We start from the raw sequence: 24517 nt of genomic DNA, 5'->3' as shown, positions 1-24517 counted from the left end.
TTATGAAAGGTTATTTCATGTAATTTTTTTTACTTTTAAGAGAAGCAGAAAAAGAATGTAAATTTTCTTTTTCTTGTAAAATTTTATCAATGGCATTAGTGGCTATTTTAAGCCGAGTTTCTTTATCTCCTTTTAAAAGAATATAATTTTTATGATATTTTTTTAGTGCCTTCTCAAAAGCCATAAACATTTCTAAACGCTGTTCGGGCCTGTCTCTTAAGTCGTCCTCTTCCCACGGGGTATCTATGTAGGTTAATAAGTATAAATCGTAAGTGTTCACTTTTGCAGCTTCGTTTAGTTTTTCATCTACAAAACCCCCGTAAAACTCTTCCGAATAGACTTTGGTTTCTAATAAATCGGTGTCGCAAATTAAAAGTTTATCAGCTTTTTTAGACAATTCATTTTCTAGTTTCATTTGTCCTATTGCAATGGGTAGTAAATCTTTTTTTTGGCAAGTTTTACGTTCGTTGTTCCATTTATCTTGTAAATATTCACGAGCAAATTCTGGTGCCCAAACAGTATTATAGTGCCTAGCTAATTGTCTAGATAGGGTTGTTTTACCAGTAGACTCTGGCCCAAATAATACTACTTTTACTAGGTTAATTGAGTTTTGTTGAAGTTCTTTTTCCATGCGAAATAGCCAAAAATGGCAATAAATGTAAATCCTATGTATTGAAAGCTTGTAAAAGCAAAGCCTTTGTAAAGGTATAAAGGTACAGAAATGATATTACCGAGAATCCAAAATAGCCAATTTTCTATTTTTCTTTTAGCCATTAGCCACATTCCTACAAAGAAAACAGCGGTAGTAAAAGTATCTGCATAAGCAATCCAAGAAGTCCATTTATTAAATATTTTATAAATGACAAAAACAACAATTAAGGTTGATAAGAAAATGCCAATTGACATTTTTACTTCAAAAAACGTCATTTTAGAAATTTTTACAATGGGTTCATTATTTTTGGTTCTAGACCACAAGTACCAGCCATAAACACTCATAATAAAATAATAGGCATTAATCATCATATCTCCCAAAAGTTCCCATTTTAAAAGGAGATATACAAATATGGCAGTGCTTATCATTCCTGTAGGAAATACCCAAATTTTATTTTGCTTGGAGTACCAAACAGACAAAAACCCAAAAAATACAGCTGTAATTTCTAGCGTAATATCTATTGTTTCATAGGTTTTATATTGCTCGAAAAGAAAATTAAAAATTTCTGACATTTCTTTATTTGAAGTTGTAAAAATAGTTAAATTGTTGCTTAGATAGTGATGTGTATTTACCAATTTTATAGGTCATCTAGAATCTAGGAATAGCTAAATGAAGAGTCTTACTTTTTTAAATCGTTAAAAAAATCATCATTTTTTTCGAAAGCAGTACCAATAACGACAATATCTGCACCTGCATTAAAAACTTTTTCTATTGTTTTTTTTGAACGAATTCCGCCTCCAACAATCAAAGGAACTGAAATATTGCTTTTAATAAGGTTAATAATTTTTGTGCTTACAGGTATTTTGGCACCTGATCCAGCCTCTAGGTAAATGAGCTTTTTACCTAAAAATTCTCCTGCTAAAGCAGTATCTAAAATTAAATTTGTGTTTTCTTGAGGAATAGGTTTCGTATTACTTACTTTTTGAGTAGCTGTTTCTTTTTGCCCATCAACTAAAATGTAACCAGTCGGTAAAATTTCTAATCCGCTATTTTTTAATAAAGGAACACTTTTTATTTGCTGATTGATAAGATACTCTGGGTTTTTACCAGATAATAAACTTAAAAACAAAATACCATCTGCACCATTTGTAATCTGAGAAACATCTCCTGGGAATAATATAATAGGTAATTTAGTTACTCTTTTTATGGCGTTTACAACACTTTCTGTTAGATTATTTGCATCTGTGCTACCACCAACAAAAATATGTGTAGCAATAGATAGATGTACTTTTTCGAAAAAAAGAGCACTATTTTTGAGATCAAATTTTTCTGGATCTATTAAAACGGCCAACAGTTTGTTGCCTGCTTTTTTTGCTGTTAAAATGTTATTGTAAATATTCACAATTGCGAAAGTAATCTTTTTTCGTTTTCTAGCAAGTAGTTTATTTAATTGTCAATAATTAGTCCTTTTTTAGAAAATGCATCATTAAAAGGCACATTTTATATATGTATTTATACAAAATTTCGCTAAAAAAAATCAATATTTTTTAAAAGGCAAATACACATGTAAATCCTTCAAACTCTAAAAATTTAATAGTATATCTATTTACTTTTCCATCATATCGAATTTCACCAGTAGTTTTTTTATCAGAAAACTTAAAATCATTAATAAAAATATGGTGTAAAAATAGTAGTTTTTTCTTTCCATAAATTTTATACAAACTTTCTTTTGCACCCCAAACAATAGTAAGTTTACTTATTAATGCGGCATCATTTGCAATGGTGTTATACTCTTGTATTGGAGTAAATTTATGAGCTATTTTTAAAATTTTATCTCGTTGTTTCTCAATATCTATTCCTACAGCCAAATCATCAGAAATAATAATAGCGGTAAAATTAAAAGAATGTGTAATAGAAATTTGTTTGTTGTCTTTTAGGTAAGGTTTACCAAACTCATCGTATATTAAATCTGCATCTGTATACCCAATTTCTTTTAGTAAATGTCGTATACTTAAGAAGCCTTTTTGATGTAAAACCGACTTCATAGATTCTAAACGCATTTTACTATTGTAAGAAAGAAGTATATTTTTTTGTAATATTTCTATCGATTCTTCAATCTTCCAAATCAGTACTTTAGTCGTTGTGTTTACCGTTAATGTTTTATAAAGAGGCATGTATTTTAAAATGTATGTTGTACCTTTGCAAAGGCAAAAAAATAGAATATAAATATACAAAATATGAGCACAAACACAGCATACGTTCCATTTAAAGTTAAAGATATTTCTTTAGCAGATTGGGGTAGAAAAGAAATAGAATTAGCAGAATCTGAAATGCCTGGTTTAATGGCGTTAAGAGAGGAGTATAAAGACAGTCAGCCATTAAAAGGGGCAAGAATTGCAGGTTGTTTACACATGACTATTCAAACGGCTGTTCTAATTGAAACATTAAAGGCTTTAGGAGCCGAAGTTACTTGGAGCTCTTGTAATATATTTTCTACGCAAGATCAAGCTGCTGCTGCAATTGCTGCTGCAGGAATACCTGTATACGCTTGGAAAGGTATGAATGAAGAGGAATTTGATTGGTGTATAGAACAAACATTATTTTTTGGCGAAGATAAAAAGCCATTAAATATGATTTTAGATGATGGAGGAGATTTAACGAACATGGTATTAGATCGTTACCCAGAATTAGCTGCTGGAATAAACGGACTTTCAGAAGAGACAACCACAGGAGTTCATAGATTGTATGAAAGAATGAAAAATGGTACCTTACCAATGCCAGCAATTAATGTAAATGATTCGGTAACAAAATCGAAATTCGACAATAAATACGGTTGTAAAGAATCTGCAGTAGATGCAGTTCGTAGAGCTACCGACATTATGTTGGCAGGTAAAAGAGTGGTTGTTTGTGGTTACGGAGACGTTGGTAAAGGTACCGCAGCTTCTTTTAAAGGAGCCGGTTCTATTGTAACAGTAACAGAGGTAGACCCAATTTGTGCTTTGCAAGCTGCCATGGACGGTTTTGAGGTAAAGCGTTTAGAAACAGTAGTAGCAAATGCCGATATTGTAATTACAACTACTGGTAATAAAGATATTGTTAGAGGAGAACATTTCGAAGCAATGAAAGACAAAGTTATTGTTTGTAACATAGGTCATTTCGACAATGAAATTGATGTTCCTTACCTTAATAAAAATAGCGAGAAAGTAGAAATTAAGCCTCAAGTAGACAAATACAATATTAACGGAAAAGATATTATTTTACTAGCAGAAGGTCGTTTGGTAAACTTAGGTTGTGCTACAGGGCACCCTAGTTTTGTAATGTCTAACTCATTTACAAATCAAACATTGGCACAAATAGAACTTTGGACAAACAAAGATGCTTATAAAAATGAAGTGTATATGTTGCCAAAGCATTTAGATGAAAAAGTAGCAAAATTACACCTAGAAAAAATCGGTGTAGAACTAACAGAATTACGCCAAGACCAAGCCGAATATATTGGTGTTGCACAACAAGGGCCTTTTAAACCAGAGTATTACAGATACTAAAATAGTGTATTTGTGGGTGTTTTAAAATGCTACCTCACAAAAAATCCTTACAATTTTAATTGTAAGGATTTTTTTTATGATACGCCTAATTTAAATTTGGGTGTTTTTACAGGCTATACACTATATCTTTTTTAAAAAAAATAAAAAAGGATGTCGTTTCTATCCTTAACGCAGGTTTAGAATTAGTAGCCAACTTGTAAAAAACAATTATATTATTCGTTTTTTTGTTTTTTCATAGCACCACTTTCATGGTCTAACACAATTTTACTATCTCTATATTTACAACAAGCGTGTACAGAATTGTAGGCTTCATCACTGGCAATAAAACCCTCAATATCGTGTCCAACATTTGCAATGTTTTGTTTTATAGTGTTTAATGTTGTTTTACGTTCATCCATTATAAGATTCATTTGGTGTGTTTTTACATCCCAAATAGCAAATTTTACTCCTTTAGTCTTAAGAGCTGCCGTTTCTATACGTTTTTTACACATTCCGCAAATGCCATTTACTTCAAAAGAAACTTTGGCATTTTTATTCTTTTTAACTTTTTGCTCCTTCTTATCTTTTTTAACTTCTTGAGCTTGAAAAGAAAATCCTAAAAAAAGGATACTCATTACCAATACTATTTTTTTCATTTTTATTGTTTTTTAAATTATTAGTTATTTTATTTTATATCGTAATCCTGCATAAAAAGCGCGTCCAAAAATAGGAGAATATACTATTGTAGTATCAAAATTTGCACCAAACGGATTGTCATTTGCTAAAATAGGATTTGCTTGCTGAACATTTGTAATATTTTCTCCACCTAAATATACCTCAAATTTTTTAGAGAAAACTTTTGTTATTTGACTATTTAAAAGTTGAAAAGGATTTGCATATTTTGGCAATTGGTATTGAACCGAATTTGTGCTAGTGTTTGGCAAACGCTGCTTGCCAATATTGTTAAAAGTGAGGTCGAATTTCCATTGATTTCCATTTTCTTTAGCAAGCGTTTCGTAAGAAACATTTGCAAAAAATCTATTTCTTGGCTGAATAGGTTTTTGCAAATTACCTACTTTATAATCTGTATTTACATCAAAATACTTGTAAGCTGTTCTTAGGTTAAAATGCGTGGCAAAATTATAATTTATTTCAACCTGAAAACTGTCTGCTATACTTTTACCGTTTAAATTATAGAAAGAAATTTCTTGAGGATTTTCCCAATCTACTACTACTTGGTTAGTAAAATCGGTTCTATAATAATCAAAAGTAATATCTGCTTTTCTATTAAATAACATAAACTTTTGTAAGTAAGAAACACCATAATTCCATGCAATTTCTGGGTTTAAACCATAAATATTACCTCCTACATCATCAATATTAATTTGTCTAGAACTAGCAAATAACTGTTGATTTTCTGCAAAAATATTGGCACTTCTCCTGCCACGACCAATTGATGCTCTAAAGGCACTTTTTACCCACGGAGCATATCTTACATGTAATCTCGGAGTTAAAAAAGTACCTAATAAATTATGCGTATCTAATCGCATGCCAGCTGTTAAACTAAAGTTTTCTAAATTATCGAAACTATATTCAAAAAATGCACCTAAAGAATTTTCTATTCTTTGATAATTTGTAGTGTTTATTTGTTCATTATAAGCATCGTGACTGTAATTAATTCCGGTTTTAAATTTGCTTCTAGTATCGCCAATAATTGAATTAAAAAGTAAATTAGAATAAAAACTATTATGAGTAATAGCATAGTTTCTGAGTCCGAAATAAGAATCTTGTTGATGGTTACTATAGGCTATCTGAAGGCCGAAACTTTGATATGGCAATTCTGGAAAAACATACCCTAGTTTACCAGAAGTTTCAAAACGTTTGGTGTCTATTTCACTTCCCCAAAAAGCCGTAGTTCCTTGGTGTAATTTTGGGTTGTAGTTTAGTTCTCCTGTTTGTTTGGTGTCATTTAAAAAGCGAGCATTTAAAAAACCAATCCACCCGTTTTGTGCATCGGTATATTGCCAACGGTTCATAACATTTATTTGATTTGCCAACGGAGCGTCTAAAAAGTTATCGTTATTATTATCAAATTTTTCACCTCTATAGTTTCCATGAATATACAAACCAGTTTGCCATTTATCAGATACTTTTTCATTAAAATGAGTATTTAACTCTAACCTTCCATTTAAAGAACTATAGGCATTAAAAAAGAACTTATTGTCGGAAAATGGTTTTACTAATTCTGCATTTATTTGTCCAGAAATACTTTCAAAACCATTCACTACCGAACCAGCACCTTTGGTAATTTGTATACTTTCTACCCAAGTACCAGGCGTAAAAGTTAACCCGAAAGCTTGAGCAGCACCTCTTATAGAAGGAACATTTTCTTGCGTAATTAATAAGTACGGACTCTTTAAGCCCAGCATTTGTATTTGTCTAGTGCCTGTTAAAGCGTCTGAAAAACTTACGTCTATAGACGGGTTTGTTTCAAAACTTTCTGCCAAGTTACAACAAGCCGCCTTTAATAATTCGTCATTATTTACTGTAAAAGTATTTGCTGTTGCAAATAACGATTTTTGTACAGCATCTCTTTTACTTGTAATAGTAATTTCTTCTAAACCTTTTTCGGGTGTAATAAAATGATGAATTGGTTTTAAACTTGTTATTGTTAAAGTATCTGTTTTATAACCAATATAACTTACTACTAATTGAGTATACTCTTTTTTGTAAGGAATTGTAAACCATCCCTTTTCATTGGTTATAGCACCAATATTTGTGTTCAACCAATTTACGGTTGCACCTGATACCCCTAAATTATTTTTAGGATTTTCTTTGTCCATAATCATACCTTTTAGGTTTGTTTGACCAAGAACAAAAAGCGGAAATAGTAGTAAAAAACTACTAAAAAAATATTTTTTCATGAATTGTGATTTATTTTAAAATAATACGATGATTGCTTGTTTGTAAAAAACAGTCTTGTAGTTATCTTAAAAAAATCAAATTAAAAAAGATTGGTATAATACCTGAAAATCAGATTGATTATCGGGTGGATAAAAATGTTGATATAATTTTTCGCCTTCACTTTTAGGAACAAATAAAGATGTGTAACTAATTGTAAAAGCAACAACAAATTGTTGTTTCGAGAAATCTAATTCGTAAAAACTTAATTTTTGTAATTCTTTCTGACCTTCAATTTTTAAAACTTCGTCCGAACAACAATCTTTCATTTGTTTAGAGCTCGTAGTTTTTACATCATTTTTGCAAACTTCTGCATCTCCAGTAAAAGAAATATCAATTAAATAATCTCCACAATAATGACTTTCTACCGTAAAAGAAAAGGTAGAAATTAGCACTAATAGGGCTAAAAATAAAGACGTTATTTTGGTAATTACATTTTTCATTATCAATTGCAAATTTACAATTTGTTCTCTTAAATTAATTGTTAAATTCTATGTTATTTTTATGTTGGAAATAAAAAGCAGGAATTAATATCAATAAAAACAAAGGATGTATAATAAACCTTCTAATGTAAAAAGGTAACAAATAACCATTTTCAAATTTATTGTTAAGTAAAATGGCAAAAACTACTATAAGTATTACAAATGCTATTGCTAAAAATAATGCTGTAAATTTTATAAGCTCTTTTTTTCGAAAAAGTAAGCCAATAATAAGTAGGGTTACAAAACTGTTTAAAACAAATCTATAAAATAGATTTCTTAAAAGTTGCCAAAAATCTATTGTTGGTAACTTGGCATACAAATAATCGTTTTTAAAATAGGTAATTAAAGGATCGTAAAATAGCTTATTGGCAAAAGCTCTAATTAAAAAAAGGAGGCAAAAAGCAACAATAATAAGTAATATCCTTATGTTTTTTTTCATTTTTTAAGAGTCGAAAACTTGTTTACCCATAGCACCCAAAGCAAAAATATAGTGCCGTAAATAATGGCTGGAAAAACTAAATTATGTAAAAATTCTTGGTGCTCGGGATATCTGTAAATCATCACCGATAAAAAAGCAATTCTAAGTAAATTTATAAAATAAATTATCAACGAGCCAAATAAGATGTACAAGAGTGTTTTTTTTAATGGGCCAGAAAAGGCAATAATAAAAGCAATAAACAAAATAATTAAACTAATTGCATTGCACCCCTCTATAACTCTGGCAGTATAATTTCCGTCGATTAGTAACTTTACAGACAATTCTTTGTTGTGTTGTTCTGCTTTTGCTGTAACACCAAAAAAATCTAAAATTTTTACCGTTTGGTTGGCAACTTCTGTAGTAATAGTAGCTGTTTTAAAAGCAGGTGTGGTTTTTTGTGAATTCTGTAAGTACCAGGAATAAAGAGAAAATAAGACAAAATAACTAACAAAAAATTTTGCCAAGAAAATGAGTACTTTTTTATTTTTTTTCACAGTAGAATTTGCTTTAATTTTGCAACTTTAAATACCCAACGAAGATACAAAAATGGAATTAGAATTATTAAAAAGTAAAATAGACTCCTTGGTAGATAAAAATAATAGTAAAGAATTCACTTTACAAGCAATATGCGACCTCTTAGAAAATGAAATTCCTTATTACGATTGGGTTGGGTTTTACTTTAAAAACGGAGATAAAGAAGAATTGAAATTAGCACAGTTTACTGGAGAAGAAACGGAGCATACTATTATTCCTTTCGGGAAAGGTATTTGTGGTCAGGTCGCAGTTTCTAATCAGAATTTTGTTGTACAAGACGTTTCTGAGCAAGATAATTACATTTCTTGTGGTTGGAAGGTAAAATCGGAAATTGTAATTCCTATTTTTGTGAAGGGAGAAAATATCGGACAAATAGACATCGATTCTCACACGGCAAATATTTTTACAGAAAATGATACGCTGTTGTTAGAGCATGTTTGCAAAAAAGTAGCTACTATTTTATAATATTTTTACGGTAGCATACTGTTTTAAATATAGCTTGTTAATTACTTCTGTTTTTTGTTACTATCTTTTATTGTCTTAGAAAATTCATTTAACTAATTTTGTGTGCTTAACAACACACAACTAAATGAGCACTTCAAAAACAATTAAATCCGCATTAATTTCGGTATTTCACAAAGATGGTTTAGGTCCCATAGTAAAAAAATTACATGAGTTAGAGGTTACTATCTATTCTACAGGAGGAACAGAAAAATTTATTAAAGAACTTGGTGTTCCTGTGGTGCCTGTAGATGAGGTTACATCTTATCCTTCTATTTTAGGAGGAAGAGTAAAAACATTACACCCCAAAATTTTCGGTGGAATTTTAAACAGACAAGACAATGAAAGTGATGTTGCCGAAATGTCTGAGTTTCAAATACCACAAATAGATTTGGTTATTGTAGACTTATATCCTTTTGAAAAAACGGTAGCTTCTGGTGCATCAGAGCAAGACATTGTCGAGAAAATTGATATTGGTGGTATTTCTCTAATAAGAGCAGCAGCAAAAAATTTTAAAGACACATTTATAGTTTCCTCTATGGATCAATACGATGAGTTTTTAGATATTTTATCTACAAATAATGGAGAAACTACCATTGCACAACGTAAAAGTTTTGCGGCAAAATCTTTTAATATATCTTCTCATTACGATACTGCAATTTTTAATTATTTTAATGCAGATCAAGAGCCAGCTTTAAAAATAAGTGAAACCAATGCTACTGTTTTGCGTTATGGAGAAAACCCACATCAAAAAGGCTATTTTTATGGAGATTTAGAAGCTATTTTCGATAAATTACATGGTAAAGAATTAAGCTATAACAATTTATTGGATGTAGATGCTGCTGTGAATTTAATGGAAGAATTTAAAGGAGAAGCCCCAACTTTTGCAATTTTAAAGCATAACAATGCTTGTGGTTTTGCGCAAAGGGAAACTTTAAAGCAAGCATATTTAGATGCTTTAGCCGGAGACCCAGTTTCGGCATTTGGTGGTGTTTTAATAGCAAATACTAAAATAGATGAAGCTACTGCTACAGAAATTCATACATTATTTTGCGAAGTAGTAATTGCTCCTAGTTATTCTGAGGAAGCTTTAGCTATTTTAAAAGGAAAGAAAAACAGAATTATTTTAGTTAAAAAAGAAGTTGCATTGCCAACCAATACTATTAGAACCTGTTTAAATGGTAACTTAGTTCAAGATAAAGACTATATTACAGATACTGTAAAAGATTTAAAATATGTAACCAACATTAAACCTACACAAGCAGAGATAGACGACTTGTTGTTTGCTTCGAAGTTGTGTAAAAACACCAAATCGAATACAATTATTTTAGTAAAAAACAAGCAACTTCTTGCTGGCGGAACCGGTCAAACTAGTAGAGTAGATGCTTTAAATCAGGCAATTGAAAAAGCTAAGTCTTTTAATTTTGATTTGCATGGAAGCGTGATGGCGAGTGATGCTTTTTTTCCATTTCCAGACTGTGTAGAAATTGCGGGTAAAGCAGGTATAAAAAGTGTTATTCAACCAGGAGGTTCAATAAAAGATCAGTTAAGTATCGATTATTGTAATGCAAATAATTTAGCAATGGTTATGACTGGAACTAGGCATTTTAAACATTAATAATATAATAGTTATTTGCACTTATAAATTTAGTAAGTTTGTAAGAAGCACAAGAATTTAATAATAAAAAGATTTTTTATGGGTTTTTTTGATTTTATGACCGAAGATATTGCGATTGATTTAGGAACCGCAAATACGTTAATAATCCACAACGGAAAAGTGGTTATCGACAGTCCCTCTATTGTTGCAAGAGATAGAATTTCGGGTAAAATTATTGCTATTGGTAAAGAAGCCAATTTAATGCAAGGAAAAACCCATGAAAATATCAAAACAATTCGACCGTTAAAAGACGGTGTAATTGCAGACTTTCAGGCATCCGAAGAAATGATTAAGGAGTTTGTAAAACAGATTCCCTCTATCAAGAAAAAGTTGTTTCCACCTGCATTAAGAATGGTTATTTGTATACCTTCTGGTATTACAGAAGTTGAAAAACGAGCCGTTAGAGATTCTGCAAAACACATGAATGCCAAAGAAATTTATTTAATTTATGAGCCAATGGCTGCTGCAATTGGTGTTGGTATCGATATTATGGAACCAAAAGGAAACATGATTATAGATATTGGTGGTGGAACAACAGAAATTGCCGTAATTGCACTTGCAGGTATTGTTTGCGACCAGTCTGTAAAAGTTGCTGGAGATTTATTTACCAATGATATTATGTATTATATGAGAACTCAGCATAATTTACACGTTGGAGAAACTACAGCCGAAAAAATTAAAATTCAAATTGGTGCTGCTACCGAAGATTTAGAAACACCACCAGATGATATGTTGGTACAAGGTAGAGATTTACTAAGCGGAAAACCTAAACAAGTGCAAGTTTCATACAGAGAAATAGCAAAAGCATTAGATAAATCTATTCTTAGAATTGAAGATGCTGTAATGGAAACGTTATCTAAAACACCACCAGAATTAGCCGCAGACATTTACAATACTGGTATTTATTTAGCCGGTGGAGGTTCTATGTTACGAGGCTTAGACAAAAGATTGTCTCGAAAAACAGATTTGCCCGTATACGTGGCAGAAGACCCTTTAAGAGCAGTAGTGAGAGGAACAGGAATTGCTTTAAAAGAGTTAGATAAATACAAGAATGTATTAATGAAATAATTTTTGATACGCTTTTAAATAATGCAACAACTTATTTACTTTTTTCAAAAGAATAAATATTTACTTTTCTTTCTGATGTTGCAGTTTATAGCGCTTGTAATTACATTTAATAATCTTAACTTTCATAAAAGTAAATTTGTAAATTCTGCAAATACGATTACCGGAGGTTTTTATGATAAAATGGCTAATTTATCAACCTATTTTAAACTAAAAACTTACAACGAACAACTTGTAGAAGAAAATACCCGATTAAGAAATTTACTTTCTAATAATACATATAACAATATTACTACAGATTCTGTTCAGATAGATACTACTAATTATCTTCAAAAATTTACCTACACCAATGCAAAAGTTATAAATAATAACTATACAAAACCTTTTAATTTTTTGACAATCAATAAAGGGGAAAACCAGGGTATTAGAAAAGAAATGGCCGTAATAAATGGTCGAGGAATAGTAGGAATTACAGACAATACAACAGCTTTGTACTCGAGAGTTCAGTCTGTTTTAAACAGAAATAGTAAAATAAATGCACGATTAAAAAATACTAGATATTTTGGTACATTAATATGGAATGGAGATAGTTATAAAACAGTTCAGTTAACAGATATTCCTAGACAAGCACCAGTAAAAATTGGAGATACAATTGTAACAGATGGAAAATCTACTATTTTTCCAGAAGGAATTTTAATAGGGAAAGTAATCCGTTTACGAAAAGAAAACACAGTTGGAAATACCTTAGACATAGCATTATTTAATGATATGAGTAACATTGGACCTGTTTATGTTATTAAAAATTTACACAAACAAGAACTTAAATCATTAGAAAATACCGAAAATGAATAAGACACTTTACTTTTTGGGATTGTTTATTTTTTTAGTGCTTTTACAAGTATTAGTTCTTAATAATGTGCTATTTTTAGGATATGTAAATCCTTATTTGTACATCATTTTTGTTTTTTTATACCCTTTAAAAAAAGATCGTTTTTTATTTTTATTATCAAGTTTTATACTTGGCTTATTAATAGATTTTTTCTCAGATTCAGGAGCAATACATGCCTCTGCAACCCTAACTATAGCATATTTTAGGTTGTTTTTTGTTAAAGTGTTTTTTAAAAAATATGAAGCAGATTATTCTTTTTTTAATCTTACTTCAGAACCATTTGGTAAAATTTTTAACTACACAGTAACTTTAACACTTTTGCATCATCTTATGTTGTTTTCTTTTATTAACTTTAGTTTTCAAAATTTAGGGAAAGTACTCTTGAATACACTTTTTTCAAGTACTTTTACGTTACTTTTATATTTCTTAGGATCATATATATTTTCTAAAAAGCAATAATGCAAAGAAATTTTTTACTGTATTTTCTTATTACTGTTGTTGGATCATTGTTTATTGGGCGCTTGTTTTACCTTCAAGTTTTAAAAGAAGACAACTACAATCCAACAAACAACGGTGCTGTTAAGGTAGAGTTTGACTACCCAGAGCGCGGCTATATTTATGATAGAAATGGCGTTTTACTTGTGGCAAACCAACTATCTTACGACGTAATGATTGAACCTGAAAAAGTAAAACCCTTAGATACCTTAGAATTTTGTAAACTATTAAAAATCGATAAAAAAGATTTTATAAAGCGTTATAACAGAGCCGCCAGATATGCAACGTATTTACCTTCTGTATTTTTAAAACAGTTGGCAAAAGAAGATTTTGCTTTTTTACAAGAAAAGTTACACAAATATCAAGGTTTTTTTATTCAGAAGAGAGTTATTAGAGAATATCCTATAAATGCTGCAGCCAATGTTTTAGGATACATTGGTGAAGTTAATGAATCTCTTGCAAGAGAGAGTGACTATTATCAAGCAGGAGAATTAATAGGGAAAGATGGTATCGAAAAACAGTACGAAGAGTACTTAAGAGGTCGAAAAGGAGTAAAATATTTAACTAAAAATAGTTTAAATAAAGTTACAGGTTCTTATAACAATGGAGCAAATGATAGTTTAGCAGAAAATGGTAAAGATTTAATGTTAACTTTAGATATTGAGTTGCAGCAATATGCGCAAAAACTAATGACCGGAAAAAGAGGTGGTATTGTGGCTTTAGAACCGTCTACAGGAGAAATTTTAGCGCTAGTTACCGCTCCTTCCTACGACCCTAATATGTTAGTAGGTAGAAAAAGATCTAAAAATTCATTAATTTTAATGAATCCGAATAATCCAGATAAACCTACTTACGACAGAGGGTTAAAAGCCACCTATCCGCCAGGTTCTCCATTTAAAATGATGAACGCACTTATTGGGTTACAAGAAGGTGTTATTTCAGAAAAAAGTTATTTTTATTGTAATGGTGGATATCGTTACGGAAACAGACCCAACGAATTTATGGGTTGCCATTGCAACATTTATGGCAAACCTATCCATTTAAAAACAGCGATAGCTAAATCTTGTAACAGTTATTTTTCAAATACTTATAAGTTAATTGTCGAGAAAAATAACAACCCTTCTAAAGGTTTAGACAATTGGAGTACACATGTAAAAAGCTTCGGTTTAGGTAATTATTTAGGATATGATTTACCACAAGGAAGTCCTGGTTTAATACCAACTGGTGCATACTACGAAAATGCCTATACGTATTCTTGGAACGCTTCTACAAATATTTCTAACGCTATTGGTCAGGGAGAAATTTTAACCACTCCAATTCAGTTGGCTAATTTTACTGCAGCTATTGCAAATAAAGGCTTTTTTTATACACCTCATATATTAAAAGAAGTAGATAAAAGTCCTATTAAAAACGTAAATTATACTGTAAAGAAGCAAACCACTATCGACACAAAACATTTTACTCCAGTAATTGAAGCCATGCACGAAGTTTTTAAAACTGGAACAGGAAAATACAGTCAAGTAAAAGGTATAGATATTTGTGGAAAAACAGGTACATCAGAAAATTATGCAATTGTAAATGGTAAAAGAGTAAAGCTAGAAGATCACTCTATTTTGGTTGCATTTGCGCCAAAAGAGAACCCAAAAATAGCCATTGCAATTTTTGTAGAAAATGGAGGTTACGGCTCTACAATTGCAGCGCCAATTACAAGTTTGCTGATTGAAAAATATTTAAATGGTCACATTTCTAAAGAAACAAAATATAGAGAAAAGGCAATGCTAAATTTAAGTTTGCAATCAGAATATGATAAATTAATACCAAAAATTCCAAAAGTTGCGTCAGGAACGAAATAATATATTTGAAAACTTAGATTGGTTACTAATCTTCTTGTACGCTATTTTGGTAGTTTTCGGTTGGTTAAATATTTATGCGGCTTCCAAAACAGACGATACGCAAGAGTTATTATCATTTTCTACAAAATACGGAAAACAGCTTATTTTTATCTTGCTTTCTGTTCCGTTAATAATTGTTGTGTTGTTTTTTAATGCAAAATTCTATGAACGTTTTGCTAGTATATTATATCTTATTTCATTAGTCTCATTACTACTATTATTTCCTTTCGGAAAAGAAATTAATGGAGCTAAATCTTGGTTTAATTTTGGTTTTTTAGGCTTACAGCCTTCCGAGTTTGTTAAGGCTTTTACTGCTTTGGCAGTAGCCAAGTTGTTAAGTGATAGACACTATAATTTTAAGTTGATAAAAAATCAAATAAAAGCCTTTATTATTATATTTATTCCTGCATTTTTAATTCTTTTTCAGCCAGACGCCGGTTCTGCTCTTATATACCTCGCTTTCTTTTTTGTATTAAATAGAGAAGGATTAACCCTACATTATATAACACTAGGAGTCTTGGCTATAACATTATTTTTACTAACCATTTTATTTGGTGCAACGGTAGTTTTAAGTAGTCTTTTTGTTTTAATTACCCTTTTTACAGCATACATTACTTACAGAGATGGTAAAAGATTTTTACGATTTAATTGGTATAAAGTAATAGGAGTTTACATTATAGTTGCTGCTTTTATATTAGGCGTTGGATATACTTACAACAATGTTTTTAAGCAACATCACAGAGATCGTTTCGAGATTTTATTGGGTAAAAAAACAGATGATAAAGGAATTGGATATAATTCTCATCAATCTGAACTAACAATTAAATCTGGTGGTTTTAGTGGTAAAGGTTTTTTAAAAGGCGATTTAACGAAAGGCGATTTTGTGCCAGAGCAGCATACCGATTATATTTTTAGTGTTGTTGGAGAAGAATGGGGTTTTATAGGAAGCGCTCTCGTAATTATACTATTTTCTGTAATGATGTTTCGCATTATTTATTTATCGGAAACTCACACCAATAAGTTTGGTAGAATTTATGGGTACGGATTGGCATCTATTTTATTTTTTCATGTATCGGTAAATATAGGGATGGTAATTGGTTTGTTTCCAACCGTAGGAATCCCACTTCCATTTTTTAGTTATGGAGGTTCTTCTTTGTGGGGTTTTACTATTTTACTATTTATTTTCTTACGATTAGATGCACACAAACATTACGATTGGTAAATAAGAAAAGTTTATTGTGTAACAAAAAAAGCACTGAATAGAATTCAGTGCTTTTAATTTTTTTTAAAAGAATACTTTTACAAAGAAGCTACATGCTTAGTTAACTTAGATTTTAAGTTAGCGGCTTTGTTTTTGTGTATAACATTTTTCTTTGCCAACTTGTCTAACATAGAAATAACAGTATTTAATTTAGCTTCTGCGTCTTTCTTGTCTTCAATAGAACGTAAATCTCTAACAGCATTACGCGTAGTTTTGTGCTGATATTTGTTACGCAATCTTTTAGCTTCGTTGCTTCTAATTCTTTTTAATGCTGACTTATGATTTGCCATAATTTCTTTATTCGTTTTTTAATTAAAACTTTTGTAGTCCGTACGGGAATCGAACCCGTGTTACATGGATGAAAACCATGCGTCCTAACCCCTAGACGAACGGACCATAACAATCAATTTATATCTCAATTGCGGGTGCAAATATACAACGTTTTTTAAATTGTGCAATAGTTTTTTAAAAAAAGTTTATTTTTTTTTCGAAAAAAAATAATAGCACTATTAATGAGTTGTTTTGTCACTATTTATAACGAATTCTTAACTAGTTTTTTTATCAATATAAAACCTTACTACACAATTATTAGTACTTAATAAGCTTTCGCAAAAAGTACTTTTTTGGTTGATGGTTTTCCACTAAATACACAAACTCCATTTTCTTCTATTGCATCATTGGGAATACATCTTATTGTTGCTTTGGTAATTTCTTTAATTTTGTTTTCTGTTTCTTCGGTTCCATCCCAATGTGCAGCTACAAAACCTCCTTTGGTTTTTATGGTGTTTTTAAAATCTTCAAAATTATCTACTTCTGTGGTGTGAGCTGCTCTATAATTTTTTGCTTTCTGAAAAAGACTTTCCTGTATTTCATTTAAAAGTTTTGTAACCATCTCTACAACATCATCTTGAGAAACTGTTTGTTTCTCGAAGTTATCTCTTCTTGCAATTTCTACAGTTCCGTTCTCTAAATCTCTTTTGCCCATTGCTATTCTTAAAGGAACTCCCTTTAGCTCATATTCTGCAAATTTAGCTCCAGGTCTAAAAGTATCTCTAGTATCAAATTTAACAGAAATATTTTTAGCTCTTAATTCTTTTACTATTGATGATACTTTTTCAGATATCTCTGCAAGTTGTTCTTCGTTTTTATAAATAGGTACAATTACCACCTGAATAGGAGCTAACTTTGGAGGTAGAACAAGTCCGTTGTCATCAGAGTGAGTCATTATTAATCCACCAATTAAACGTGTAGATACTCCCCAAGAAGTTGCCCAAACATGTTCTTGTTTTCCTTCTTTTGAAGTAAATTTTACGTCAAAAGCTTCAGCAAAATTCTGACCAAGAAAGTGGCTCGTACCTGCTTGAAGTGCTTTTCCGTCTTGCATCAAAGCCTCTATAGTGTAGGTATCTTCTGCTCCAGCAAAACGCTCACTATCAGATTTTATACCTTTTACAACTGGCATTGCCATAAAATCTTCTGCAAAAGTGGCATATACATTTTGCATTTGTTTTGCCTCAGCAATAGCTTCTGCTTTTGTTGCATGTGCCGTATGCCCTTCTTGCCATAAAAATTCTGCAGTTCGTAAAAATAGCCTTGTTCGCATTTCCCATCTTACAACATTTGCCCATTGATTTATTAGTAATGGTAAGTCTCTGTAAGACTGTATCCATCCTTTGTAAGTGTTCCATATAATGGCCTCAGAAGTTGGTCTTACAACTAATTCTTCTTCTAATTTCGCTGCAGGATCTACTCTTAATTTACCAGGTTTATCAGGGTCGTTTTGAAGTCTGTAGTGAGTAACCACAGCACATTCTTTTGCAAAACCTTCTGCATTCTTTTCTTCAGCTTCAAATAAACTTTTTGGCACAAATAGTGGAAAATAGGCATTTTCATGACCGGTTTCTTTAAACATTCTATCTAACTCTGCTTGCATTTTTTCCCAAATAGCATATCCGTAGGGTTTTATAACCATACAACCTCTTACGGCAGAGTTTTCTGCCAAGTCGGCTTTTACAACTAATTCGTTATACCACTTAGAATAATCGTCGGATCGTTTTGTTAAATGTTTACTCATAATCAAAAGTTTGGCACAAAAATTGTTACCTTTAAAGTGAAATAAGTTCTAAAGTTATTTTGTTTTTTTATAGAACAATACAAAACTACTATAAAAAGCTAAGAGACCAAGTAAAGTTTTCTACTTTTTGCCGAACAATTTTTCATTCAAAAGAATACTCATCCTTAAAACAAGTATTATGAAACAGTCCTTCTCAAATAAAGTATTTAATAACATCTTCATAGTAGCTGCAGTTAATTTTTTATTGATTTCTTGTGGTACGTATCAGAGTGTATATAGAACTGCAGATGGTATTTATGGCGATGAATATGAAATAAAGCAACCTGAAAATAAAGTTATTATTGCAGATGATACTCAGTATAAAGATTACAACAATAACTATTTTACTAAAGAGTTAGAACGTTTAGAAAATTTAGGGGATAATGAAATTTTTACTGATGTAGATACTTATGTTTCTGGTGATGATGTGTATGCAGAAGATGACTTAAATTATAATACCAATCCTTCTTGGGGCCGAAATCCAAACAACGATGTTGTTGTGAATGTAAATTTAATGAATGATCCTTTTTGGAATAATGGCTTTCATAATTGGGGCTGGAATAACTGGGGTTTCAACAATTGGGGTTTTAATAACTGGGGCTGGAATCGTTGGGGCTGGAACAACGGATTTAATCGTTGGGGTTGGAATAACGGATTTAATAATTGGGGTTGGGGTTTCAATCGTTTCAATAGATTCGGCTTTATGGGACACCCGTATTATCTAGGCCCATTTCATAATCCATATTTTTCTAACCGATTTAATAATAGGTTTACAAATAATAGGTATTACAGAAATTCTCGTTATAATGGAAGAATTGCAGATAGAAGCAGAAGAGGAGTTGTAACTTCTAGAGGTACTTCTGTAAACTCTAGAAGAGGTAGCAATAGAAGTTCTGTAGCATATTCTACAAGAAGAAATTCCACAACTAGAAGTGCTACATCAACAAGAAGAAGTGCTGCAACTGTTAGAAGAGGTGTTGTAAATAATAATTCATCTAGAAGTGTAGGTAGACGTTCTAGTGTTCGAAGAAACACCAGCACTGTTAATAGAAGTTCTGGTACATCAAATGCAAGAAGAAGTTCTTCTAATAGTGCAGTTAGACGTTCTTCTAGTACAAGAAGTACGGGGTCGTCATCTACAATGAGAAGAAGTAGCAGTAGTAGCAGTTCTCGAGCAAGTAGCAGTAGAAGTTCAGGTTCTAGTAGATCTTCTGGTAGATCTTCATCTTCTAGAAGAGGAAATTAAGAGAGATATTAAGTTAAAAAACACACATGAAAAAATATATAATAGTAGCAGTAATTTTTGCAGTAAGCTTTACCGCGCGTGCACAGTCTTTGGGGTATCAAGATTTAGCCTTGTTGTTTTCTGAAAACGATAAAAACGGAACAGCACGTTTTACTGCAATGGCAGGAGCTTTCGGAGCATTAGGAGGTGATGTTTCTGCAATGAATATAAATCCGGCAGGTATTTCGGTATATAATAGTAGTGCTTTTGCAGGTTCTTTTAATGTGAGAAGTACCGACATAAACGCCAATTATTATGGTAGTGATAGAAATACACAAGACCAATTCTTTAACCTATCACAAGCAGGTGCCGTGTTAGTATTTAACACTTCTCATTCTTCTGATTGGAGTAAACTTGCCATCGGATTTAATTATCGTAAGCAAAAAGATTTTAATTCTAATTTTGGCTTTGTTGGTAATAGTAATATTCCAACCTTTAGAGAATTTCCTTTAGATCAAAATAATCCTGCAATTGCTTATGATTTTTCTGAAGAACAACGTTTTCAGAATAATTATACAGGAGAGATCAATGAAATTAACTTGGCTTTTTCATCAGTACATTTAAATAAGTTGCATTTGGGAGCATCTTTAAATTTTTATAACTTAAATTTTAGCCAAATGGCTACTTTAGAAGAGTTTAATAATGATGGAGCTGGTAATACCTTAGAAGCTAATTTTTATCAAGAAAACTTTACCACAGGAACAGGTGTTTCTTTAAATTTAGGGTTTATTTATAAATTGAACAAAGTGTTTAGATTCGGTATGTCTTATCAAACACCAACTTGGTATACCGAAGTAATTGAAAATACAAACATTGTAGATAACGAAGGTTTCTTTGGCGATACTGAAATAGCTGTTAGCAACGACCCTGTAATATATGACAATACAACTGGCGGTGTTTTTCCATCAGAAAGTTTTATATATCAATTTAGAACTCCCAGTAAATTAACAACAAGTGGTGCTATTGTTTTTGGTAAAAAAGGATTGTTGAGTATAGATTATACTCGAAAGAATTATCAAAATATGAAATTATCTAGCACCGATTTTATGCAAGAAAATGCTTTTTTTCAGAATGAATTAAGAAATACAAATGCTATAAATATAGGTACCGAATGGCGTTTGAATAGATTTAGTGTAAGAGGTGGTTATATGTACGAAGAAGCTCCTTTAAAAGAGGCAATTTCTACCGACAACCTACAAGGATATTCTTTTGGTGGTGGTTACGATTTCGGTAACTTTAAAATTGATTTTTCATACGGTAACAATAACCGAACATCGTTTTACAATGCTTATGCAGAGTTTTCAAATATAAATGCTGCAGAACTTCAAATAGATAATAGCGTGTTTACTGCAACAGCAACTATAAACTTGTAGTAGATGTTTAAAACTTAAAAGTTATTTGAGCCCTAAAAAGAAATCATCAATTTTTTCTTTTTAGGGCTTTCGCTTTTGTACCCTTAAAATTAAACTATTTGCCTTTTTTCCCTTAATTTTGCAATTCAATATTTAGAACATGTCAGAAATTAAAATTACCATACAAGAAACTACGAATAATACCATTCTTAAATTTAACAGTACAAGTGTTTTAATTAACGGAGGGAGTTATGAATTTAATAATGTTGATGAGGCAAAAAACGCGCCTCTTGTGCAACAATTATTTTATTTACCTTTTGTAAAAAAGGTTTTTGTAACGGCAAGTTTTATTGCTATACAACGTTTCGATATTGTAGAATGGCAAGATGTTCAAGAAGAGGTAAAAGAACAGATAGAAGCTTATTTAAATGACGGGAATGTTGTAGTAAATGAGCAAAAATCATCTACAAAAAAAGAGCCAATAGAAGTTTATGCCGAGGCAACACCAAATCCATCGGTAATGAAATTTGGAACTAATAAGGCATTAACTCAGGTAGATGTAGAGTTTAAGAATATAGATGAAGCAAGTAAATCGTCTCCACTAGCAGTGGCTATTTTTCAGTTTTCATTTGTAAAAGAGGTATTTATCTCAGATAATTATATTTCTGTAACCAAGTACGATATGGTAGAATGGAATGATGTGTACGGAGAACTTCGCTCTTTTATTAGAGAGTATTTGGCAGACGGTAAAACTATTATTAAAGAATTACCAAAGGTAACAATTGCTAGTGAAGAAGGAGAAAAAGCAGTGGTGCCAGAAGTTCAATTAGAAGGAGTTGCCGGGCAAATAGTAGATATTTTAGATGAATATATAAAACCAGCTGTTGCAGGAGACGGTGGTAATATAGCCTTTCGTTCTTACGACGAGCAAAATAAAGTTGTAAGTGTGGTATTGCAAGGTGCTTGTAGTGGATGCCCTTCTTCTACTGCTACTTTAAAAAACGGAATAGAAAATTTATTAAAAGAAATGCTACCAAATCAAATTAATGAAGTGGTAGCTATTAAGGGGTAAATTTAGGTATATATTTTGATAAAATTAATTTCTAAATTTGACTCTTTTACTATAGTATTTAAATAAAAAAAGCAGTTTCCACCCTGTACTCTCTTCCTTATAAGAAGAAAAAGGTGGGCTTATTTATGTCAGCAGAAAAAATAAATCCTTATAAAGATTCTAGTTTAGGCAAGAAAGAGCAAGTTGCACAGATGTTTGATAATATTTCTAAAAATTACGATGGATTAAACAGAGTAATTTCTTTAGGAATTGATGTTAAATGGCGAAAGAAAGTGGTGCAAATTGTGGGGGAGAATAATCCGAAACAAATTTTAGATATTGCTACTGGAACAGGAGATTTAGCCCTAATGATGGCAAGTTTAAACCCAGATAGAATTGTAGGGTTAGACATATCTGCAGGAATGTTAGAAGTTGGGAAACAAAAAATTGCGAAAGCCAATCTTTCCAATAAAATAGAAATGATGGTAGCAGACTCCGAAGAAATGCCATTTAAAGACAATACCTTCGATGCAATTACTGTTTCTTTTGGTGTGCGTAATTTTGCTAATTTAGCTAAAGGGATAAAAGAGATTGCTAGAGTGCTAAAACCAACAGGAGTATTAGTAATTTTAGAAACTTCAAACCCAACCAAATTTCCCTTTAAACAAGGGTATAAATTGTACACTAATTACATTTTGCCTTTAATTGGTAAGTTGTTTTCTAAAGATAAAGTAGCGTATTCTTATTTATCGGAATCGGCAAATTCTTTTCCTTTTGGAGAGGCATTTAACAATATTTTACAAAAAAATGGGTTTACTTATACAAATGATAAACCCGTAACTTTTGGTGTTGCCACAATTTACACAGCCCGAAAATAATATATGAATAAAAGATTCCTAATTTTAGGGTTTTTTCTACTGTCTGCCCTTTCCTTTTTTTCACAAACCGAACGTGTAGAATATTTACCAACGTTCGACAATAAATTGATGCATTACGGTTTTTATTTAGGTTTAAATCAGAACGATTTCAAGTTAAATTTAAAAGAAAGCGTAGTAACAAATGCAAATATTACTGTAGCGCCAACTGCTGGTTTTAATGTAGGTTTAATTGCCGATTTACGATTACATAAAAATTTAAATTTACGGTTAGAGCCCGGTTTAGTAAGTAATTCGAAAAGAATTTTATTCAACCATTTAACCACAACAGGAAAGCCACAAGATAGTATTAGAGAGATTGGTTCTACATATTTACATTTGCCGTTGGTTCTTAAATTTAGTACCGACAGATATAAAAATATAAGGCCTTATATCTTAGGAGGAATCTCTTACGACTATAATTTTTCTAGCAACGAATCTAATCAAGATGATAATTCTGCGGGTCAGTTTAGAATGAAAACACACAATTTTATGTATGAAGTTGGTATAGGAGTAGATTTTTACTTGTATTTTTTTAAGTTTTCTCCATCAATACGCGGTGTTTTTGCTTTGAATAATGAAATTAAATACGACGATGATGCTAATAGTCAATGGACGGCGCCTGTTAATTTTATGGGAACTCGTGGTATTTTTTTAAACTTTGCTTTCGAATAATCAGATTTTTTATCTGTTAAATTCACTTAATAATATAGCTGTTGCTGTAGCTACATTTAAACTTTCTGTAACTTTGTTTTCACCAAATCTAGGAATAGATAGTGTGTTGGAAACTACTTTCTTTATTTTTGAAGAAACTCCATTTGCTTCGTTCCCCATTATTAAAACCCCTTCTTTTGGTAAAGATATTTTATATACATTTTCTCCATCCATATCAGCTATAAAAGAAGGTAAAGAGGTGTTTTTTACATAGGTTTCTATGTCGAGGTAAGTGATCGATATTCTTGTTAATGAACCCATCGAGGCTTGTACTACTTTTTGGTTGTAACAATCTACAGTATCATTAGAACACACAAGTTGTTTTACACCAAACCAGTCGCATAAACGAATAATTGTGCCTAAATTTCCCGGGTCGTTAATAGCATCTAAAGCAATAATTAAACCCGTATCTATTATTTTATTTTGTTCAGGAATTTTAAAAATTCCTAATACCTTATTGGGTGTTTTTAGGCTGCTTATTTTTTTTAAGTCTGTTTCACTAATAAAGGTAATTTTATCTTTTCTTACGGTTGTTTCAAAATTTTCAGTAGCAAAAAGTATTTCTAATTCTAGCGATGATTCTAGCAATTCATTAACCACTTTTGTGCCTTCGGCAATAAATAATTGATGCTTTTGGCGATACTTTTTTTGTGATAAACTAGTTATTAGTTTAAGTTGACTTTTAGTGATACTCATT

At 31.2% G+C, this 24517-nt stretch carries 25 protein-coding genes and 1 tRNA gene; 13 read left to right on the top strand and 13 right to left on the bottom strand.

Annotated elements, in window-relative coordinates:
* Window positions 1–10: 10 nt before the first annotated feature.
* The 4 genes from WHD54_RS05220 to WHD54_RS05205 form a co-directional block, all read right to left on the bottom strand.
* Complete coding sequence (locus WHD54_RS05220; RefSeq protein WP_088324036.1) at window positions 11–631, bottom strand: AAA family ATPase; 621 nt, start codon at window positions 629–631, stop codon at window positions 11–13.
* Window positions 595–1224, bottom strand: a complete 630-nt coding sequence (gene pnuC, locus WHD54_RS05215) for a nicotinamide riboside transporter PnuC (protein WP_088324037.1) — start codon at window positions 1222–1224, stop codon at window positions 595–597. The genes WHD54_RS05220 and pnuC overlap by 37 nt, the downstream gene beginning before the upstream one ends.
* Before the next feature lie 107 nt (window positions 1225–1331).
* Complete coding sequence (locus WHD54_RS05210; RefSeq protein ID WP_394364889.1) at window positions 1332–2054, bottom strand: geranylgeranylglyceryl/heptaprenylglyceryl phosphate synthase; 723 nt, start codon at window positions 2052–2054, stop codon at window positions 1332–1334.
* A 145-nt stretch (window positions 2055–2199) separates the two neighbouring features.
* Complete coding sequence (locus WHD54_RS05205) at window positions 2200–2826, bottom strand: 4'-phosphopantetheinyl transferase family protein (RefSeq protein WP_088324039.1); 627 nt, start codon at window positions 2824–2826, stop codon at window positions 2200–2202.
* Window positions 2827–2889: 63 nt separating this feature from the next.
* Between WHD54_RS05205 and ahcY the strand changes: the two genes are divergently transcribed.
* Entirely contained in the window at window positions 2890–4197 is a 1308-nt protein-coding gene (ahcY, locus tag WHD54_RS05200) for an adenosylhomocysteinase (RefSeq protein WP_088324040.1), read from the top strand.
* A 212-nt stretch (window positions 4198–4409) separates the two neighbouring features.
* Here the strand turns inward: ahcY and WHD54_RS05195 are convergent, their stop codons facing one another.
* The 5 genes from WHD54_RS05195 to xrtF all read right to left on the bottom strand — a co-directional run bounded on the left by WHD54_RS05195 (window position 4410) and on the right by xrtF (window position 8591).
* A complete protein-coding gene (locus WHD54_RS05195; protein ID WP_088324041.1) occupies window positions 4410–4832 on the bottom strand; it encodes a heavy-metal-associated domain-containing protein in 423 nt (140 codons plus the stop codon).
* A gap of 24 nt (window positions 4833–4856) precedes the next feature.
* Complete coding sequence (locus tag WHD54_RS05190) at window positions 4857–7100, bottom strand: TonB-dependent receptor (RefSeq protein WP_088324042.1); 2244 nt, start codon at window positions 7098–7100, stop codon at window positions 4857–4859.
* 75 nt (window positions 7101–7175) lie between these two features.
* Complete coding sequence (locus WHD54_RS05185) at window positions 7176–7580, bottom strand: HYC_CC_PP family protein (RefSeq protein ID WP_088324043.1); 405 nt, start codon at window positions 7578–7580, stop codon at window positions 7176–7178.
* 34 nt (window positions 7581–7614) lie between these two features.
* Window positions 7615–8058 carry an exosortase F system-associated membrane protein gene (locus WHD54_RS05180; protein WP_088324044.1) on the bottom strand — a complete coding sequence of 148 codons (444 nt, stop codon included), beginning with the start codon at window positions 8056–8058 and terminating at the stop codon, window positions 7615–7617.
* Window positions 8055–8591, bottom strand: a complete 537-nt coding sequence (gene xrtF / locus WHD54_RS05175) for an exosortase family protein XrtF (RefSeq protein WP_088324045.1) — start codon at window positions 8589–8591, stop codon at window positions 8055–8057. Before xrtF ends, WHD54_RS05180 begins: the two co-directional genes overlap by 4 nt.
* Before the next feature lie 52 nt (window positions 8592–8643).
* On the opposite strand from xrtF, the gene WHD54_RS05170 reads away from it, so the two are divergent.
* The 7 genes from WHD54_RS05170 to rodA all read left to right on the top strand — a co-directional run bounded on the left by WHD54_RS05170 (window position 8644) and on the right by rodA (window position 16352).
* Entirely contained in the window at window positions 8644–9096 is a 453-nt protein-coding gene (locus WHD54_RS05170; RefSeq protein WP_088324046.1) for a GAF domain-containing protein, read from the top strand.
* Between the two features lie 124 nt (window positions 9097–9220).
* Window positions 9221–10750: a bifunctional phosphoribosylaminoimidazolecarboxamide formyltransferase/IMP cyclohydrolase gene (purH, locus tag WHD54_RS05165; protein ID WP_088324047.1), complete on the top strand. Its 1530-nt coding sequence runs from the start codon at window positions 9221–9223 to the stop codon at window positions 10748–10750.
* 78 nt (window positions 10751–10828) lie between these two features.
* Window positions 10829–11857 carry a rod shape-determining protein gene (locus tag WHD54_RS05160; RefSeq protein WP_088324048.1) on the top strand — a complete coding sequence of 343 codons (1029 nt, stop codon included), beginning with the start codon at window positions 10829–10831 and terminating at the stop codon, window positions 11855–11857.
* A 21-nt stretch (window positions 11858–11878) separates the two neighbouring features.
* Entirely contained in the window at window positions 11879–12706 is an 828-nt protein-coding gene (gene mreC, locus WHD54_RS05155) for a rod shape-determining protein MreC (protein ID WP_088324049.1), read from the top strand.
* A complete protein-coding gene (locus WHD54_RS05150) occupies window positions 12699–13202 on the top strand; it encodes a hypothetical protein (protein ID WP_088324050.1) in 504 nt (167 codons plus the stop codon). Before mreC ends, WHD54_RS05150 begins: the two co-directional genes overlap by 8 nt.
* Complete coding sequence (gene mrdA, locus WHD54_RS05145; RefSeq protein WP_088324051.1) at window positions 13202–15091, top strand: penicillin-binding protein 2; 1890 nt, start codon at window positions 13202–13204, stop codon at window positions 15089–15091. The genes WHD54_RS05150 and mrdA overlap by 1 nt, the downstream gene beginning before the upstream one ends.
* The gene (rodA, locus tag WHD54_RS05140) at window positions 15072–16352 is read left to right on the top strand and encodes a rod shape-determining protein RodA (RefSeq protein WP_088324052.1); all 1281 of its coding nucleotides are present in this window, start codon (window positions 15072–15074) and stop codon (window positions 16350–16352) included. The genes mrdA and rodA overlap by 20 nt, the downstream gene beginning before the upstream one ends.
* Window positions 16353–16429: 77 nt before the next feature.
* Here the strand turns inward: rodA and rpsT are convergent, their stop codons facing one another.
* The 3 genes from rpsT to proS form a co-directional block, all read right to left on the bottom strand.
* Window positions 16430–16681 carry a 30S ribosomal protein S20 gene (gene rpsT, locus WHD54_RS05135; protein ID WP_088324053.1) on the bottom strand — a complete coding sequence of 84 codons (252 nt, stop codon included), beginning with the start codon at window positions 16679–16681 and terminating at the stop codon, window positions 16430–16432.
* 34 nt (window positions 16682–16715) lie between these two features.
* Window positions 16716–16787 (bottom strand) — tRNA-Glu (locus tag WHD54_RS05130).
* 199 nt (window positions 16788–16986) lie between these two features.
* Window positions 16987–18465, bottom strand: a complete 1479-nt coding sequence (proS, locus tag WHD54_RS05125) for a proline--tRNA ligase (RefSeq protein ID WP_088324054.1) — start codon at window positions 18463–18465, stop codon at window positions 16987–16989.
* A gap of 178 nt (window positions 18466–18643) precedes the next feature.
* Here proS and WHD54_RS05120 point away from each other — a divergent pair, with 178 nt between their 5' ends.
* From WHD54_RS05120 to WHD54_RS05100, 5 genes are all read left to right on the top strand, one after another.
* A complete protein-coding gene (locus WHD54_RS05120; RefSeq protein WP_088324055.1) occupies window positions 18644–19750 on the top strand; it encodes a hypothetical protein in 1107 nt (368 codons plus the stop codon).
* A gap of 26 nt (window positions 19751–19776) precedes the next feature.
* Window positions 19777–21162, top strand: a complete 1386-nt coding sequence (locus WHD54_RS05115) for an OmpP1/FadL family transporter (RefSeq protein ID WP_088324056.1) — start codon at window positions 19777–19779, stop codon at window positions 21160–21162.
* Window positions 21163–21301: 139 nt separating this feature from the next.
* Window positions 21302–22213, top strand: coding sequence for a NifU family protein (locus tag WHD54_RS05110; protein ID WP_088324057.1), 912 nt, complete (start codon window positions 21302–21304; stop codon window positions 22211–22213).
* A gap of 125 nt (window positions 22214–22338) precedes the next feature.
* Window positions 22339–23070 carry a bifunctional demethylmenaquinone methyltransferase/2-methoxy-6-polyprenyl-1,4-benzoquinol methylase UbiE gene (gene ubiE, locus WHD54_RS05105; protein ID WP_088324058.1) on the top strand — a complete coding sequence of 244 codons (732 nt, stop codon included), beginning with the start codon at window positions 22339–22341 and terminating at the stop codon, window positions 23068–23070.
* 3 nt (window positions 23071–23073) lie between these two features.
* Window positions 23074–23781: a porin family protein gene (locus WHD54_RS05100; RefSeq protein WP_088324059.1), complete on the top strand. Its 708-nt coding sequence runs from the start codon at window positions 23074–23076 to the stop codon at window positions 23779–23781.
* A gap of 9 nt (window positions 23782–23790) precedes the next feature.
* On the opposite strand, the gene WHD54_RS05095 is transcribed toward WHD54_RS05100, so the two are convergent.
* Complete coding sequence (locus WHD54_RS05095) at window positions 23791–24516, bottom strand: RNA methyltransferase (RefSeq protein ID WP_088324060.1); 726 nt, start codon at window positions 24514–24516, stop codon at window positions 23791–23793.
* Between the last annotated feature and the right edge of the window lies 1 nt (window position 24517).

Origin of the sequence: Polaribacter tangerinus, from assembly GCF_038024095.1 — a bacterium.
Taxonomy (GTDB): domain Bacteria; phylum Bacteroidota; class Bacteroidia; order Flavobacteriales; family Flavobacteriaceae; genus Polaribacter; species Polaribacter tangerinus.
Note: the sequence above shows the minus strand (reverse complement) of the source record. Positions and strands in the feature narration are given on the sequence as shown.

Excerpts from the sequence above, each read along its gene's own strand:
- WHD54_RS05195 (WP_088324041.1), bottom strand. The coding sequence starts at position 4,832 with ATGAAAAAAATAGTATTGGTAATGAGTATCCTTTTTTTAGGATTTTCT.
- WHD54_RS05150 (WP_088324050.1), top strand. The coding sequence starts at position 12,699 with ATGAATAAGACACTTTACTTTTTGGGATTGTTTATTTTTTTAGTGCTT.
- ubiE (WP_088324058.1), top strand. The coding sequence starts at position 22,339 with ATGTCAGCAGAAAAAATAAATCCTTATAAAGATTCTAGTTTAGGCAAG.
- WHD54_RS05185 (WP_088324043.1), bottom strand. The coding sequence starts at position 7,580 with ATGAAAAATGTAATTACCAAAATAACGTCTTTATTTTTAGCCCTATTA.
- ahcY (WP_088324040.1), top strand. The coding sequence starts at position 2,890 with ATGAGCACAAACACAGCATACGTTCCATTTAAAGTTAAAGATATTTCT.
- WHD54_RS05110 (WP_088324057.1), top strand. The coding sequence starts at position 21,302 with ATGTCAGAAATTAAAATTACCATACAAGAAACTACGAATAATACCATT.
- WHD54_RS05170 (WP_088324046.1), top strand. The coding sequence starts at position 8,644 with ATGGAATTAGAATTATTAAAAAGTAAAATAGACTCCTTGGTAGATAAA.
- WHD54_RS05180 (WP_088324044.1), bottom strand. The coding sequence starts at position 8,058 with ATGAAAAAAAACATAAGGATATTACTTATTATTGTTGCTTTTTGCCTC.
- WHD54_RS05220 (WP_088324036.1), bottom strand. The coding sequence starts at position 631 with ATGGAAAAAGAACTTCAACAAAACTCAATTAACCTAGTAAAAGTAGTA.
- WHD54_RS05120 (WP_088324055.1), top strand. The coding sequence starts at position 18,644 with ATGAAACAGTCCTTCTCAAATAAAGTATTTAATAACATCTTCATAGTA.
- WHD54_RS05160 (WP_088324048.1), top strand. The coding sequence starts at position 10,829 with ATGGGTTTTTTTGATTTTATGACCGAAGATATTGCGATTGATTTAGGA.
- WHD54_RS05205 (WP_088324039.1), bottom strand. The coding sequence starts at position 2,826 with ATGCCTCTTTATAAAACATTAACGGTAAACACAACGACTAAAGTACTG.
- WHD54_RS05100 (WP_088324059.1), top strand. The coding sequence starts at position 23,074 with ATGAATAAAAGATTCCTAATTTTAGGGTTTTTTCTACTGTCTGCCCTT.
- proS (WP_088324054.1), bottom strand. The coding sequence starts at position 18,465 with ATGAGTAAACATTTAACAAAACGATCCGACGATTATTCTAAGTGGTAT.
- WHD54_RS05190 (WP_088324042.1), bottom strand. The coding sequence starts at position 7,100 with ATGAAAAAATATTTTTTTAGTAGTTTTTTACTACTATTTCCGCTTTTT.
- rpsT (WP_088324053.1), bottom strand. The coding sequence starts at position 16,681 with ATGGCAAATCATAAGTCAGCATTAAAAAGAATTAGAAGCAACGAAGCT.
- mreC (WP_088324049.1), top strand. The coding sequence starts at position 11,879 with ATGCAACAACTTATTTACTTTTTTCAAAAGAATAAATATTTACTTTTC.
- mrdA (WP_088324051.1), top strand. The coding sequence starts at position 13,202 with ATGCAAAGAAATTTTTTACTGTATTTTCTTATTACTGTTGTTGGATCA.
- WHD54_RS05115 (WP_088324056.1), top strand. The coding sequence starts at position 19,777 with ATGAAAAAATATATAATAGTAGCAGTAATTTTTGCAGTAAGCTTTACC.
- purH (WP_088324047.1), top strand. The coding sequence starts at position 9,221 with ATGAGCACTTCAAAAACAATTAAATCCGCATTAATTTCGGTATTTCAC.
- WHD54_RS05095 (WP_088324060.1), bottom strand. The coding sequence starts at position 24,516 with ATGAGTATCACTAAAAGTCAACTTAAACTAATAACTAGTTTATCACAA.
- pnuC (WP_088324037.1), bottom strand. The coding sequence starts at position 1,224 with ATGTCAGAAATTTTTAATTTTCTTTTCGAGCAATATAAAACCTATGAA.